General features: G+C 63.2%; 15 protein-coding genes. 6 read left to right on the top strand and 9 right to left on the bottom strand.

The genetic code is table 11. The features are described 5' to 3' along the window. Positions 1-61 precede the first annotated feature (61 nt). Positions 62-448 (top strand): DUF6152 family protein, encoded by a 387-nt coding sequence (locus tag K3174_RS03180; protein ID WP_247711863.1) that lies wholly within the window; start codon positions 62-64, stop codon positions 446-448. Positions 449-454: 6 nt separating this feature from the next. Then, entirely contained in the window at positions 455-931 is a 477-nt protein-coding gene (locus K3174_RS03175) for a hypothetical protein (RefSeq protein WP_221555470.1), read from the top strand. Positions 932-943: 12 nt separating this feature from the next. Here K3174_RS03175 and K3174_RS03170 read toward each other — a convergent pair whose 3' ends face one another. Continuing rightward, complete coding sequence (locus K3174_RS03170; protein ID WP_345719575.1) at positions 944-2,080, bottom strand: aminotransferase class V-fold PLP-dependent enzyme; 1,137 nt, start codon at positions 2,078-2,080, stop codon at positions 944-946. An 8-nt stretch (positions 2,081-2,088) separates the two neighbouring features. Then, positions 2,089-4,350 carry an NADP-dependent malic enzyme gene (locus tag K3174_RS03165; RefSeq protein ID WP_221555469.1) on the bottom strand — a complete coding sequence of 754 codons (2,262 nt, stop codon included), beginning with the start codon at positions 4,348-4,350 and terminating at the stop codon, positions 2,089-2,091. A gap of 114 nt (positions 4,351-4,464) precedes the next feature. Between K3174_RS03165 and mutS the strand changes: the two genes are divergently transcribed. Genes mutS through K3174_RS03150 form a run of 3 tightly spaced genes read left to right on the top strand, consistent with a single transcriptional unit; the run spans position 4,465 to position 7,966 of the window. Then, complete coding sequence (gene mutS, locus K3174_RS03160; RefSeq protein WP_247711862.1) at positions 4,465-7,089, top strand: DNA mismatch repair protein MutS; 2,625 nt, start codon at positions 4,465-4,467, stop codon at positions 7,087-7,089. Positions 7,090-7,112: 23 nt separating this feature from the next. Then, entirely contained in the window at positions 7,113-7,517 is a 405-nt protein-coding gene (locus K3174_RS03155) for a hypothetical protein (RefSeq protein ID WP_221555468.1), read from the top strand. A gap of 17 nt (positions 7,518-7,534) precedes the next feature. Then, positions 7,535-7,966 (top strand): YidH family protein, encoded by a 432-nt coding sequence (locus K3174_RS03150; protein ID WP_247711861.1) that lies wholly within the window; start codon positions 7,535-7,537, stop codon positions 7,964-7,966. Here K3174_RS03150 and K3174_RS03145 read toward each other — a convergent pair. The 5 genes from K3174_RS03145 to gluQRS form a co-directional block, all read right to left on the bottom strand. After that, positions 7,963-8,283: a hypothetical protein gene (locus K3174_RS03145; RefSeq protein ID WP_221555467.1), complete on the bottom strand. Its 321-nt coding sequence runs from the start codon at positions 8,281-8,283 to the stop codon at positions 7,963-7,965. The genes K3174_RS03150 and K3174_RS03145 overlap by 4 nt on opposite strands. A 49-nt stretch (positions 8,284-8,332) precedes the next feature. After that, positions 8,333-9,205: a 3-hydroxyacyl-CoA dehydrogenase NAD-binding domain-containing protein gene (locus tag K3174_RS03140; protein WP_221555466.1), complete on the bottom strand. Its 873-nt coding sequence runs from the start codon at positions 9,203-9,205 to the stop codon at positions 8,333-8,335. 71 nt (positions 9,206-9,276) lie between these two features. Beyond that, a complete protein-coding gene (locus tag K3174_RS03135; RefSeq protein ID WP_221555465.1) occupies positions 9,277-9,855 on the bottom strand; it encodes a cob(I)yrinic acid a,c-diamide adenosyltransferase in 579 nt (192 codons plus the stop codon). 17 nt (positions 9,856-9,872) lie between these two features. Next, positions 9,873-10,103 carry an HIG1 domain-containing protein gene (locus K3174_RS03130; RefSeq protein ID WP_221555464.1) on the bottom strand — a complete coding sequence of 77 codons (231 nt, stop codon included), beginning with the start codon at positions 10,101-10,103 and terminating at the stop codon, positions 9,873-9,875. A 12-nt stretch (positions 10,104-10,115) separates the two neighbouring features. Next, positions 10,116-10,946 carry a tRNA glutamyl-Q(34) synthetase GluQRS gene (gene gluQRS, locus K3174_RS03125; protein ID WP_221555463.1) on the bottom strand — a complete coding sequence of 277 codons (831 nt, stop codon included), beginning with the start codon at positions 10,944-10,946 and terminating at the stop codon, positions 10,116-10,118. Between the two features lie 227 nt (positions 10,947-11,173). Between gluQRS and K3174_RS03120 the strand changes: the two genes are divergently transcribed. Beyond that, complete coding sequence (locus tag K3174_RS03120; protein ID WP_221555462.1) at positions 11,174-11,782, top strand: HNH endonuclease; 609 nt, start codon at positions 11,174-11,176, stop codon at positions 11,780-11,782. A gap of 213 nt (positions 11,783-11,995) precedes the next feature. Here the strand turns inward: K3174_RS03120 and K3174_RS03115 are convergent, their stop codons facing one another. Then, positions 11,996-12,397: a PaaI family thioesterase gene (locus K3174_RS03115; protein ID WP_221555461.1), complete on the bottom strand. Its 402-nt coding sequence runs from the start codon at positions 12,395-12,397 to the stop codon at positions 11,996-11,998. Continuing rightward, entirely contained in the window at positions 12,394-13,515 is a 1,122-nt protein-coding gene (locus K3174_RS03110) for an aromatic ring-hydroxylating oxygenase subunit alpha (RefSeq protein ID WP_221555460.1), read from the bottom strand. The genes K3174_RS03115 and K3174_RS03110 overlap by 4 nt, the downstream gene beginning before the upstream one ends. Between the last annotated feature and the right edge of the window lie 42 nt (positions 13,516-13,557).

The raw sequence follows: 13,557 nt of genomic DNA, 5'->3' as shown, positions 1-13,557 counted from the left end.
TGGTTCCGGCAGACGATGCCTGCGCGATAGTGTACACACCGAGCAATCCGAGGAGAGACCGATGAACAGAGTTCGTAAAATGGCCCTGGCGCTCGCCGCCTTGACGGTGCCCACCGCCGCGCTTGCACACCACGGCTGGAGCTGGACGGAGGACGAGGAAAGCCGTCTCTCCGGTACGATCGTGACCGTTCACTACGGCAACCCGCATGCGCATCTGACGGTGCGCAATTCGCAGGGCGTATGGGAAGTCGATCTGGCTCCGCCTTCCGCAACGAGCAGGGCCGGTTTCGTCGAAGGCGTGGCCAAACCCGGAGACAGTGCAAGCTTTACCGGGCATCGTGCCCGGGATCCAAAGACGTTCGGCTTCAAGGCAGAGACGATCACAGTGAATGGCAAGACCTACGATGTATATCCGCGCCGGGCGAAGACGCTGAAACCAGCCGGCTAGTTTTTCGTGTTCGACGCAGCGCTGACCGCGCTCGAGACCAATGCCGCCGCGGAGGCGCTGCGCTCTTCGCGTTATGCCTATCCGCTGGTCAACGCTGCGCACATCTTGGGGCTGGCCGCCCTGTTCGGCCCGATCCTGGCCTTGGACTTGCGCCTGCTCGGCCTGTTCAGCCAGATCCCGGTTCGGCCACTCGCACTGGTTCTGCCACGGATCGCTGCCTGTGGGCTGGCGATCGCCAGTTTGACAGGCCTGGCATTGTTCTCGGTCGCGCCGTTCGACTACGTCGTGCACCCGGTCTTTCCGGTAAAACTCGCTCTGATCGCGGTGGCGACGGTCCATGCACTGGCACTGCACCGCGCGCACGGATGGCGCGACATCCTGGCCGGCAGCAATGCAATTCCCACACGACTTCGTGCCTCGGCTGCCCTGTCCCTGAGTTTATGGACGGCCGCCATACTGTGCGGACGGTTGCTGGCGTTCTAGCCGCGGCTCAGGTCAGGCGAGGCATTTGCGGATCGTCGCCGCCAGCGCGGCGTAATCGCTATCGGTGTTGTAGAGGTGCGGCGTGACCCGCAGCGACTTGCCGCGCTGAGAAACATAGACCTGATTCTGCGCCAGGCGTTCGGTCAGACCGTCGGGAATTTCCTCCGGGAATTCCAGCGACAGGAAATGCGGGGCTCGAACGCCGATACCGGCCGAGGACAGGCCGAGTTCGGCCGCTTCCTCCGCAATGGCCTGCGTCGCCTTGCCAAGCGCCCGCTCGATCGCCTCGACACCGAATTCGGCCAGAAAATCGAACGCCGCGCTCGCACCCATCAGCAGCGGCGGATTCGATTTCTCACCCATATCGAACCGTCTTGCGCCGGGCTGGAAATCCTCACGGTAGTCGACCAGCCTGGCGAAATCCTCCGAACCGGCGCGGTTGATCCAGTTGTGCTCTATCGGCCGGCCCGAATGGTGCTTCGGTGCGACATACATCATGCCCACGCCATAAGGCCCCATCAGCCACTTGTAACAGGCCGCAACCGCGAAATCGGGCTGTACCGCGGCGAAATCGATCGACATGGCACCGAGGGACTGGGTCAGATCCAGGACCAGCGCCGCCCCCACCTTGCGACATCTCGCACCTGCGGCCACGAGATCGACCACACGCCCGTCGGCCCAGTGATTATTGGGCAAGGCGACGATGGCGGTATCGGGCCCGATCGCATCGAGTACCGCCCCGGTCCAGCAATCCTGCGAGGGCCGCCGAACCGCCACGACCTCGCCGCCATTCGCTTTCGCCAGTTCGTGCCAGGCATAGACGTTGGACGGAAACTGGTCGGCAAGGGTGACGATCTGCTGGCCCTTGGTGACCGGGAGATTGCGCGCCGCGACCGCCAGCCCATAGCTGACCGACGGCACGATCGCGATACATTCGGTCTCCACTCCGGCCAGCCGGGCCGCGCGTCCACGAAATTCTTCGGCCACCGTAAAGAAATCCGTCGGCCGGAATTTCCACGGCTGTTCCTTTAACCGCGCGCCGTCCACCATCGCTGCACTGACGCTATGGGCCAGCGGCGCCATGTAGGCGCAGTTGAGATAGTGCACGCCCTCTGGAATGGCGAAACGGTCGCGCATCGAGCAGGTCACGGGCTGCGTCAGCCGAGCACGCCCGCGCTCGCGAGCACCGCCAGCGTCAGGATATCGGGTGCGATCGAGGTCATCGGGGCGATCTGCACCGGCTTTCCCATGCCGATCATCATCGGTCCGACCGTGGTTTCCCCACCCAGTTCGCGCAGGAGCTTGGCCGAGAGATTGGCCGATTGCAGACCCGGCATGATCAGCACATTGGCCGGACCCGACAGGCGGCTGAACGGATAAAGCGCCATGACCTTGGGATTGAGCGCGGCATCAGGCGCCATTTCGCCTTCATATTCGAACGCCACGGTGTCATCCGCATCGAGCAGGGCCACCGCATCGCGGATATTGGCGAGCCACTGGCCCGACGGGTTGCCGAAGGTCGAATAGGACAGGAAGGCGACGCGCGGTTCATGCCCCATGCGTCGTGCGACTGCCGCCGTCTCGCGCGCAATATGCGCCAGCTGTTCGGCCGTGGGCCGTTCGTTGATGGTCGTATCTGCAAGGAAGGTCGTGTGATTCTTGCCGATCATCATGTGAACGCCGAACGGCACTGCGCCGGGCTTTTCATCGAGCACACGGCCGATCTCACGGGCGGTCTGGCTGAACGTGCGGGTCAGACCCGAGATCATCGCATCGCCATGATCGAGTGCCACCAGCAGTGCGGCGAAGACGTTGCGTTCCTGATTGACCATCCGTCCGACGTCGCGCTCAGTATAGCCGCGTCGCTGCAGGCGCTTGTACAGATAGCCGACCATCGCCGGGATCTTGTCCGACACGGCGGAGTTCTCGATGATCCAGTCGTCGGGATCGTCGACAGCCAGCTCGACCAGTTTTTCGCGCACCTTTTCGGTGCGGCCGACAAGGATCGGCTCGCCATAGCCGAATTCGCGATACTGGATGGCCGCACGCAGCGCGACGTCCTCTTCCGCCTCGGCAAAGACCATCCGCTTGGGGCTGGCCTTGGCTTGCTCGTAGATGTTGGTCAGCGCTGCAGTGGTCGGGTTGAGCCTTATCTTCAGCGCCAGTCGATAGGCGTCGAAGTCCTCGATCGGCGCCTCCGCGACGCCGCTGTCCATCGCCGCCTTTGCCACTGCGCTGGACACGACTTCCATCAGCCGCGGGTCGAAAGGCGCCGGGATGATGTATTCCTCACCGAACTGGTGACTGACACCGTAGGCGGCGGCGACCTCGTCGGGCACGCGTTCGCGGGCCAGCTTGGCGATGGCATGCGCCGCGGCAATCTTCATTTCCTCGTTGATCGCAGTCGCCTGCACGTCGAGCGCGCCGCGGAAGATGAAGGGGAAGCCTAGCACGTTGTTGACCTGGTTGGGATAGTCGCTGCGTCCGGTGGCGATGATCGCATCGGGGCGGACTGCCTTGGCATCTTCGGGCATGATTTCCGGGGTCGGGTTAGCCATGGCGAAGATGATCGGTTTGTCGGCCATCTTCTCGACCCATTCCGGCTTCAGCGCACCGGCGGCCGAAAGTCCGAGGAAGACGTCGGCGCCCTCCAGCGCTTCTTCGAGGCTGCGCGCCTCGGTTTCCACCGCATGGGCGCTCTTCCACTGGTCCACATTGTCGCGGCCCGGATAGATCGGGCCGGAGCGGTCGCAGACGATGACGTTCTCGTGGCGCACACCGATGGCCTTGATCAACGCGGTACAGGCGAGCGCGGAGGCGCCCGCGCCGTTGACCACCATTTTCACGTCTTTCAGGTCGCGCCCCGTAAGGTGGCAGGCATTGATGAGCCCGGCGGCAGAGATGATCGCGGTACCATGCTGGTCGTCATGCATGACCGGAATGTTCATCCGTTCGCGCAGGGCCTGTTCGATGATGAAGCATTCGGGCGCGGCGATGTCTTCCAGATTGATCCCGCCGAAGCTCGGCTCCATCAACGCGACCGCCTCGATGAATTTTTCCGGATCCTCGGTGTCGAGTTCGAGGTCGATCGAATCGACATCGGCGAAGCGCTTGAACAGCACCGCCTTGCCTTCCATGACGGGCTTTGAAGCCAACGCCCCCAGATTGCCCAGGCCGAGGATCGCCGTGCCGTTCGATATGACCGCAACAAGGTTGGAGCGCGCGGTGTAACGCGCCGCATCCTTGGGATTGGCCGCAATCGCTTCCACCGGAGCCGCCACGCCGGGCGAATAGGCCAGGCTGAGATCGCGCTGACTGGCCATCGGCTTCGAAGCAATGATCTCGATCTTACCGGGGCGGATCGTCTCGTGATAAAACAGCGCTTCGCGGGTAGTGAATGCGGATTTCTCGTCGGCCATCGGCGTTCCCTTGTCTTGCGGTGCCCGCCCCTAACGGCTTGCGCAGCGAAGTCATAGGGGAAAGGCTGGCTTCACCGACTCCCGAATCGTCGCGGCCATCGCTAGGCCCGCAGCATGGCCGACACGCCCACCCCGATGATGCAGCAATATCTCGCGCTGAAGCGCGAAGCCGGCGATGCGCTGCTGTTCTACCGGATGGGCGATTTCTTCGAGCTGTTCTTCGACGATGCCAGGGTGGCCTCCGGTGTGCTCGACATCGCGCTGACATCGCGCGGCGAACATGAAGGAGAGCCGGTGCCGATGTGCGGCGTCCCGGTACATTCGGCAGAAGGCTATCTGGCGCGTCTCATCAAGGGCGGTTGCCGCGTCGCCATCGCCGAGCAGACCGAAACGCCCGACGAGGCAAGGGAGCGGGCGAAACGTGAAGGCGCGCCCGTATCGAAAGCGCTGGTCGCGCGCGATATCGTCCGCTTCGTCACGGCCGGCACGCTGACTGAGGAAGCTTTGCTCGAACCGCGGCGAGCGAATTTGCTGGTCGCGATCGCCCCGGTACGCGACGGCATCGGTCTGGTCGCCTGCGACATTTCCACCGGCCGGATGGAACTGGAGCAATGCGCGCCGGACGCTCTGGATGCGGCACTGGCGCGGCTTGGCGCGAGCGAGATCGTCGTACCCGAAGACTGGGAGGACGCCCCCGAAGACGTCATCGCGCGTCCGCGGGCGGATTTCCGCAGCGAGACGGGCGAAGCACGACTGAAGGACATTCACGGCATCGCGACGCTCGACGGGCTCGGCAATTTCACCCGGCCGATGCTAGCGGCGGCGGCCGGACTGATCGCCTATCTCGACCATGCCGGACGCGGGACACTACCCTTCCTGCTGCCGCCGGTCGCGCGCGGAAGCGAAGCGCATCTGGCAATGGACGCGGCGACCCGATCAAGCCTCGAAATTCTCGAGGCGCAAAGCGGCGAGCGCGCCGGCAGCCTGATTGCGTGCGTGGATCGCTGCGTAACCGGTGCCGGAGCGCGTCAACTGGCGGAAGATCTTGCCGCGCCCCTCGCCAACCGTGGTGCCATCGAAGCGCGATTGGCGGCGGTGCATCACTTCCATGCCGAGCCATTGCTCCGCGCAGACCTGCGCGGCGTATTGCGGCAGGCGCCCGATATCGGGCGGGCGCTGGGACGGTTGGTGGCAGGGCGCGGCAGCCCGCGCGATCTCGGCCAGATCCGCGATGGCCTGTCGGAGGCGCGCCGGGTGCGCGAGATGCTGTCCGTCAGTAACGACATGCCCGAACTGTTGACCCGCATGACGGACGCGCTGGGCGGTCATGCCGCGCTGGTGGACCATCTCGCCCGCGCGCTCGTGTCCTCGCCTCCGACCGAACGGGGTCAGGGCGGCTTCATTGCGAACGGCTACGATCATTCGCTCGACGCCTTGCGTGAAACCAGTGGCAATGCGCGGCGGGCCATCGCCGCGCTCGAGGCGAAGTACCGCGAGGAAACCGACACGGCTTCGCTCAAGATCAAGCACAACAAGGTGCTCGGCTATTTCATCGAAGTGCCGGCGAAGCATGGCGACAAGCTGATGGCAGCGGATAGTGGCTTCACGCATCGCCAGACCATGGCCGGCGCGGTGCGCTTCAATTCGCTGGGCCTGCACGAGGAGGCGACCCGGATCGCCGAGGCCGGGGCGCATGCGCTGGCGGCGGAAGATGCGCATTTCGAGGAACTGGTGGGCGCGGTGGTCGCCGCACGCGAAACGATTGCAGCGACGGCCGCTGCGCTGGCGCGGATCGACGTCTGCGCGGCGCTGGCCGAACGTGCGGTCGAGGGCGACTGGACCCGGCCCGAAATGCGCGACGAGCCCTGCCTCGAGATCGACGGCGGACGGCATCCGGTGGTCGAGCAGGCGCTGGCGAAGATCGGTGAGCGTTTTGTGGCCAATGACTGCACACTGCAGCCAGATGACAGATTGTGGCTGATCGGCGGCCCGAACATGGGCGGGAAGTCGACCTTCCTGCGCCAGAACGCCCTGATCATGCTGCTGGCGCAGGCGGGTAGCTTCGTCCCGGCGGCAAGCGCACGGGTCGGGCTGGCGGACAGGCTCTTCAGCCGCGTCGGTGCGAGCGACAATCTCGCGCGCGGACGGTCCACCTTCATGGTCGAGATGGTGGAGACTGCGGCAATCCTGTCGCAGGCTACGGAACGCAGCTTCGTCATCCTCGACGAGGTCGGCCGCGGCACCAGCACCTATGATGGCATGGCGCTGGCCTGGGCCGTGGTCGAGGCGGTGCACGAGCAATTGAAATGCCGCTGTCTGTTCGCAACGCATTACCACGAGCTGAGCCGCCTCGCCGATACCTGCGACGCGCTGAGCCTCCACCACGTCCGTGCGCGCGAATGGAAAGGCGATCTCGTCCTGCTGCATGAACTGGCCAGGGGTGCTGCCGATCGCAGCTATGGCCTGTCCGTCGCCAAGCTGGCCGGTGTGCCCGCGCCCGTCCTGAAGCGTGCCAAAGCCGTGCTCGACAAGCTCGAGAAGGGGCGCGAGCAAACCGGTGGACTGGCAGCGGGCCTTGGCGAGCTGCCGCTGTTTGCGGCTACGGCACAGGCCGAGGAGAAGGAGAGCGACAGCTTGCGCGATGCTCTTCGGACTCTCGATATCGACGCGCTATCCCCGCGCGAAGCGCTCGAAAAACTGTACGAACTCAAGGCCGAATCGGGAGAAACCAAGGTTTAACGCGCGCGTGCTAAGCTAGTTGCATGGCGGGAAACACGTTCTTCGGTCAGGGCAAGAAGCTTATTGCGATCGGGGTGTTTCTCGTGCTGGTCACGATCCTTGTCGGAGGCGAGGAGGACCCGGGCGTTATCGGGGACCTCGCCGAAATTGGCTCGCCCCCGGGCACGACTGCCGATGTCGCTCAGCTGCCTTCTCCAGTCGAACGTTTCGACAGTTCACCGGCGACCGCTTCCAGAGAGGATTCCGGCCTCTCTTCGTGGTACGCGCAGTCCGATAGTTCAGGAGCGGTCGATCCCCAGCCGGTCCAGCCGAGCCCGGTCGACGACAGTCATCTCATCAACGATGCCAAACCGCTCGTCTCGACCGATCCGATTGCCGCCCCGTCCTCGATCGTGGTCGACAGCTCGCCGCCCGCCCCGGTGGAATAGAGACGGAACCTCACCGGATGCCTGTCCATTGTTTCGGCATGGCGCAGGACGATCCTCCGGACAATTCCGACAAGTCGACCGAATGGGCCGAACTGCGCACCGACCTTGCCGAAGATCGCAATATCATGGCGATGGAACGGACCTTTGCCGGATGGATGCGCACCGCTTTCGCCGCCATCGGTATCGGACTGGGTTTCAAGGCCGTCTTCGGCGCCTTCGATCCGCCGTGGCTCGCCAAGGCGATCGCCACGGTATTCATCCTCGCCGGGGCCTGGCTCGCCATCACTGCCCAGAAACGCGCCTGCCGCACATTGGAGCGGCTCGAGACGCACAAGTTCGAAGCGATTTCGACCCCGAATTTCCGCGTGCTCGCCTATTCCGTCGCTGCCGGATCCGTCCTGTTGATCGCCGGGCTGTGGATCCTCAACGACGGAGCTATCGCACCCTAGCTTCCATCGGACAGCAAATCCGGATCGACCTTTGCGGCCTCGCCGTATTTGTCCTCGTTATCGTCGTGATTATCCTCGCCCCGATAGGCATTCATGTCGATGCGGCCCGAGCTTTCCATGTCGCGCATGTGATCGACCGTATCCTGCGTTGAATCGTTCATCAGGCCGCTTGTATTCTTGCCCTTCGAACTTTCGGTCGGCGACGAGGTTTCGCTGGTCGTGGCCTGCGCCTGCGCGCTGACGGTCTGGGCCTGGTTGCGCTCGTCGTCCTGCTCGTCGTTATGGGTTTCGGGCGCCATGTCCTGGGGGGTACTCATCGTCTAATCTCCTTTTGTGAGATCAACGGATGGCGCCGGCACGCGGTTCCTACCGGGTCGGCACCGGTTCGCCGTTCGAATAGTCGTAGAAACCGCGTCCGGTCTTGCGGCCGAGCCAGCCGGCTTCGACATATTTGACCAGCAGCGGCGCCGGGCGGTACTTGGCATCGCGGGTGGTCTTGTAGAGCACCATGATGATGTCGAGGCAGGTGTCGAGCCCGACGAAATCGGCGAGTTGCAGCGGCCCCATCGGATGGTTGAGGCCGAGACGGCAGCCCTTGTCGATGTCTTCGATATCGGCGGTCGACTGGCCGAGCACGAAGATGGCCTCGTTGATCATCGGCAACAGGATGCGGTTGACCACGAAGCCGGGCTCGTCCTGCGAGAGGACCACTTCCTTGCCGAGGCTTTCGGCGAAGGCGGTTGTGCGGTCGGTCGTCATCTGCGCTGTGGCGAGACCGGGAATGACCTCGATCAGCTTCATCACGGGTACCGGATTGAAGAAGTGCAGCCCGATGAAACGGGCCGGATCGGGCGCGTAGTTCGCCATGCGGGTGATCGGGATCGAACTGGTGTTGGAGGCCATGATCGCATCGGCGGCAAGCATGTCGCCGACCTTCTGGAAGATCGCCTTCTTGATCTCCTCCTTCTCGGTTGCGGCTTCGATGATCAGGCCGGCGTCGCTCATCGGGGCATAATCGCCGATGGGGACGATGCGCCCCAGCGTCGCTTCGGCATCGGCGATCTCGATCTTGCCCTTGCCGACCAGCTTGCCGAGCGCCTTGTCGATCCCCGCATGGGCCTTCTCGGCCACGTCCAGGCTGACATCGGCCAGCAACACGTCCATGCCGTGCGCGGCCACGGTCTGCGCGATGCCGGAGCCCATCTGGCCCGCACCGATGATGGCGACCGTTGTGTTCATCGAAACTTCCCTTCGCATGTGCAGCAAAGCGCGTGCACTAGCGAAGACGATCTGCGCTGGCTAGCGTGGCGTCAACGGTTGGCGCCGGGTATCCACTTCACATCGGCGCGCCCGTCGTCATTGGCGACGCGGGCGAGCACGAAGAGGTAGTCCGACAGGCGGTTGATATAGGCCAGCGCCTGCGGATTGGTGGGTACGGAGGCGGCCATGGCCGTCATCGCGCGTTCGGCGCGGCGGGTGGCGGCGCGGGCGACATGGAGGCGCGCAGCAGCCTCGCTCCCGCCCGGCAGGACGAAGCTGGTCAACGGTTCGAGCCGCGCGTTGGCGCCATCGATCGCCTGTTCGAGCCATGCGACCTGAGCGGATACGACCCTGAGGACCATCTCCGAGGGCGCAAAATCGTCGTCCTCGGCAGCCGGCGTCGCCAGATCCGCGCCAAGGTCGAACAGGTCGTTCTGAATCCGGTATAGCGGCTCCGCCCACTCACTCTCGACAAGCGCAACCGCCGCCAGGCCGAGCGCGGAGTTCGCCTCGTCCACCGCGCCGATCGCCTCCATGCGGGCATCGTGCTTGGGCAGGCGCGACCCGTCGACGAGGCCGGTGGTCCCGTCATCGCCGGTGCGGGTATAGATCTTGTTGAGCTTGACCACGCTGCGACCCGTACCGGTCAGTTCGCGATGGCGAGGATGACCGCGACCACCACCACCGCCAGCGCCTGATACTTGATGCGCGCGAACATCATCTTGTTCTGCAGCAACTGCATTTCGGTCGCGTCGGTCTGCTCACCGCTTTCGAGATCGATCTTGGTGCTTTTCAGGAAGGCCACGATCCCGCGAACGAGCGAGGCGACCACGAGAACCATGAGGATAACGAGGAGGATAGTGAGGAAGGTAGTCATAACCCGTCCTATCTAGGCACTCGCCAGCGTAATGCCAGCGGGGAATTCGCCCGCCCGCAGTTGCGCGGCGAGGGCACGCCCATCCTCGCCCGCTTCGCGCCGGTCCGCCAGCGAAGGAGAGCCCCGCCGCTTGGCCAGCTTCTGCCCGCTCCCGTCCAGCAGCAGGCCGTGGTGATGCCAGCGCGGCACGGGCAGGCCGAGCAGCGCCTGAAGCAGCCGGTGGATATCCGTCGCCGGCAAGAGGTCGGCCCCGCGCGTCACCAGCGTCACCCCGTCCGCCGCATCGTCGAGCGTCGCGGCGAGGTGGTAACTGGCGGGCGCATCCTTGCGCACGATCACGACATCGCCCGCCTCGCGCGGATAGGCCACCTTGCGGCCGGCCAGTTCGTCCTCCCACACCAGCTCGCCGCTATCCGCCATCGCCCGTTCGACGTCGAGCCGCAGCGCGGCGGGCCTGGCCGGATCGAGCAGGCGGCCCTTGCAGGTGCCGGGATAGATCGTGCCCTGCGATCCCAGCCGCGGCTCCAGCGCCTCGATCTCCGCCCGGGTGCAGGTGCAGGGATAGAGATAGCCGCGTTCGAGCAAGCCACGCGCTGCGTCTTCATAGGTGTCGAGCCGCGTCGATTGCGCCGGCACCTCGTCCCATTCGAGGCCCAGCCATTCGAGATCGCGGCGGAACGCGTCCGCCAGTTCGGGCCGCGAGCGGGGGCCGTCGATATCCTCGATCCGCAGCAGGAAGCGCCCCCCCGCCTCGCGCGCCAGATCATGCGCCACGATAGCCGAGAAGGCATGACCGAGATGCAGCGGGCCGTTGGGGCTGGGAGCGAAGCGGGTAACTACCATTGCCCCGTCATTGCGAGGAGCGAAGCGACGAAGCAATCCATGGCGCCGAACCTCACATCCATCGCCATGGATTGCCGCGCCTCCTGCAGAGGCTCGCAATAACGGATGCGAGGTGAGTCAAATATGTCGCGACTCGCGGGATAAGCTTGTGGATAGTGTGTGTGTAACAGGCTTGACGCTTTTCCTTGCAAGTGCATTTTCACCGCTATCGGGGAGGAACGCCGGACGTGTTCAAGGCCGAACTGCTGGAACGGGCCGCAAGGTTCCGAAGTACCGCCGAGGATCCGACTCGCAATCTGCAGTCGTGTCCTTCGCTCGTTCTCAATGCCGATTACACTCCGCTTTCCTACTACCCCCTCAGCCTGTGGCCGTGGCAGACCGCGATCAAGGCCATCTTCCTCGACCGGGTCGACGTGATCGCGACCTACGACCGGGAAGTCCACTCCCCCTCGCTCGATATGAAGATCCCCAGCGTGATCGCGCTGAAGCAGTATGTGAAGCCGAGCGAGTTTCCCGCCTTCACGCGCTTCAACGTGTTCCTGCGCGACCGCTTTTCCTGCCAGTTCTGCGGCGACATGCACAACCTCACCTTCGATCATGTCGTCCCCCGCCGGCTGGGCGGCAAGACCACGTGGGAGAACATCGCCACCGCCTGCGCGCCCTGCAACATGAAGAAGGGCGGCCGCACGCCGAAACAGGCCGGCATGCACCTCTATGCCGAGCCGATCCGGCCGACGCACTGGCAATTGCAACAGCATGGCAAGATGTTTCCGCCCAACTACCTCCACGAAACCTGGCGCGACTGGCTCTACTGGGACATCGAACTGGAGGAGTGATTCGTTCAGCTTCGCGGACCTGCAGCTGACACATGGACCGCCTGTTACACTGTCCAAGGGCTAAAAAGCCGGAGGGTGGATGGACTGCTTTCGGGTTGAGTAGGGGATAAGGCAAAGCACGGTGCATTCTGCCGGGATGGCACGGATCGGGCGATGTAGGACAGCTTTAACCTAATGTCGCTTCGCGACCCCAATAACGCACATCAATCCGTCTCAGTACAGAATCATCTGAGTGCACCGGAAGAAGGCGATCTTCCGTCCAGTTTGTTCGTGAGTGACAATGGAGTCCCATACCTGCGTGCTGCGCCCAAGATGTGCAGCTGACGAACGAGCAATGAGTGTGCCGTCGCTCGCAGTGCCAACGAAATTCGATTTGAGCTCGACGGTGGTATAGCCCCTTGCTCCAATCGGTAGAGCATTGCCCGCCGCAAACCCGCACACAGAGTCCGCAAGCGCAACCACACTTGCCGCGTGCAGTGCGTTGGCACCGGAGCGAAGGTGGACCGGGCCAATCTCCATCTTGGCTTCGAGCCAACCGTCACCTTCACTCACCAGAGTAATGCGCATATGCGGCACAAGGCCGCCGTTCGGTGGATTGAAACGCGTGTCGATCATGCTGCCTCGCTTTTCGCGAGATAGTCATCAATGGTGCGGTTGAATTGATCGAGAGCGCCCTCGAACCTGCCGAAAGTCAGTACATCGTTGGCGCCGGATGCCAGACCTGCCTGGATACCTTCGCCGATCTCAAAGTCCTCTTCGAGAGTCATCATCGTGATTTTGTGATTGTGCCGCCAATAGGCGTCATCCTTGCCTTCAGCCAAAGGCCCGCTCTTGGGAGCCAGAGTGACAAGCCTCAGTCCCGTCTGCCCGGGGCCGGTAGGCTGACTGGTAATCCACACGACGTGGTCCTGCTGCACCAACAGTTGGGTTGTAGGAAACAAGGTATAAAGCACATTGGCGTGATCGCGCACACGCCATTGCTCGCGATCTTCATCGCTGAGCGAAGCCATGCTGGTACGCGGAAGAACTGATCGCATGTGCGGACCATAGGCACGGTAACTGGACAGATTGTCCTCGAAGTAGGGTCCGATTGTGGCGCGATGAGCGATCCGGAAATGATAAGCCTCGATTCCGCCTTCGACGATGATCTTCCAGTTTGCCGCGCTCTCAATCCGATCTTCCGCCGCGATCACCATATTGGCCATGCCCAGACTCTCTATCTCGTCAGCCATAGGAGCGAAGTAATCATCGAAATCGAACGTGCCGCCGGGATCAGGAACAAGCCAGATCAATCCGTATGCTTCCTTGGTGGGCAACTCCTTCAGACCGATCTTGGACTTATCGACACCTTCAAAGCCGCTCTCAAAATGCGGTGCACCGATTAGCTCGCCAGAACTGACATAGGTCCAGGCGTGATAAGGGCAGGTGAAGCGATGTTTGCAGCCAGCGTCCTCTTCCACCAGACGCGCGCCGCGATGGCGGCACACATTGAGGAATGCGCGCACGACACCTTGTTTGTCCCTCGTCAACAGCACTGGCAGGCCCGAGACCTCGCACCGTAGGAATGCACCCGCACCATCAAGTTCGCTCGAATGTGCAGGCGAATGCGGCAATCGCCGGAAGATCGCCATCTGCTCACGTTTGAACTGCTCGTCGCTCAGGTAATTCTCGACAGGACTGAGAACGACCTGCTCATCGAGAAAGGGTGATTTGGCAGCTTTGAGTTCGAGCAATTCGTCGATCAGTTCGAGTTCGATTAAGCGTTCCATCAACGC

Origin of the sequence: Qipengyuania qiaonensis, assembly GCF_019711515.1 — a bacterium.
Taxonomy (GTDB): Bacteria; Pseudomonadota; Alphaproteobacteria; order Sphingomonadales; family Sphingomonadaceae; genus Qipengyuania; species Qipengyuania qiaonensis.
The sequence above is the reverse complement of the archived record's forward strand: the minus strand, read 5'-3'. Positions and strand labels throughout refer to the sequence as shown.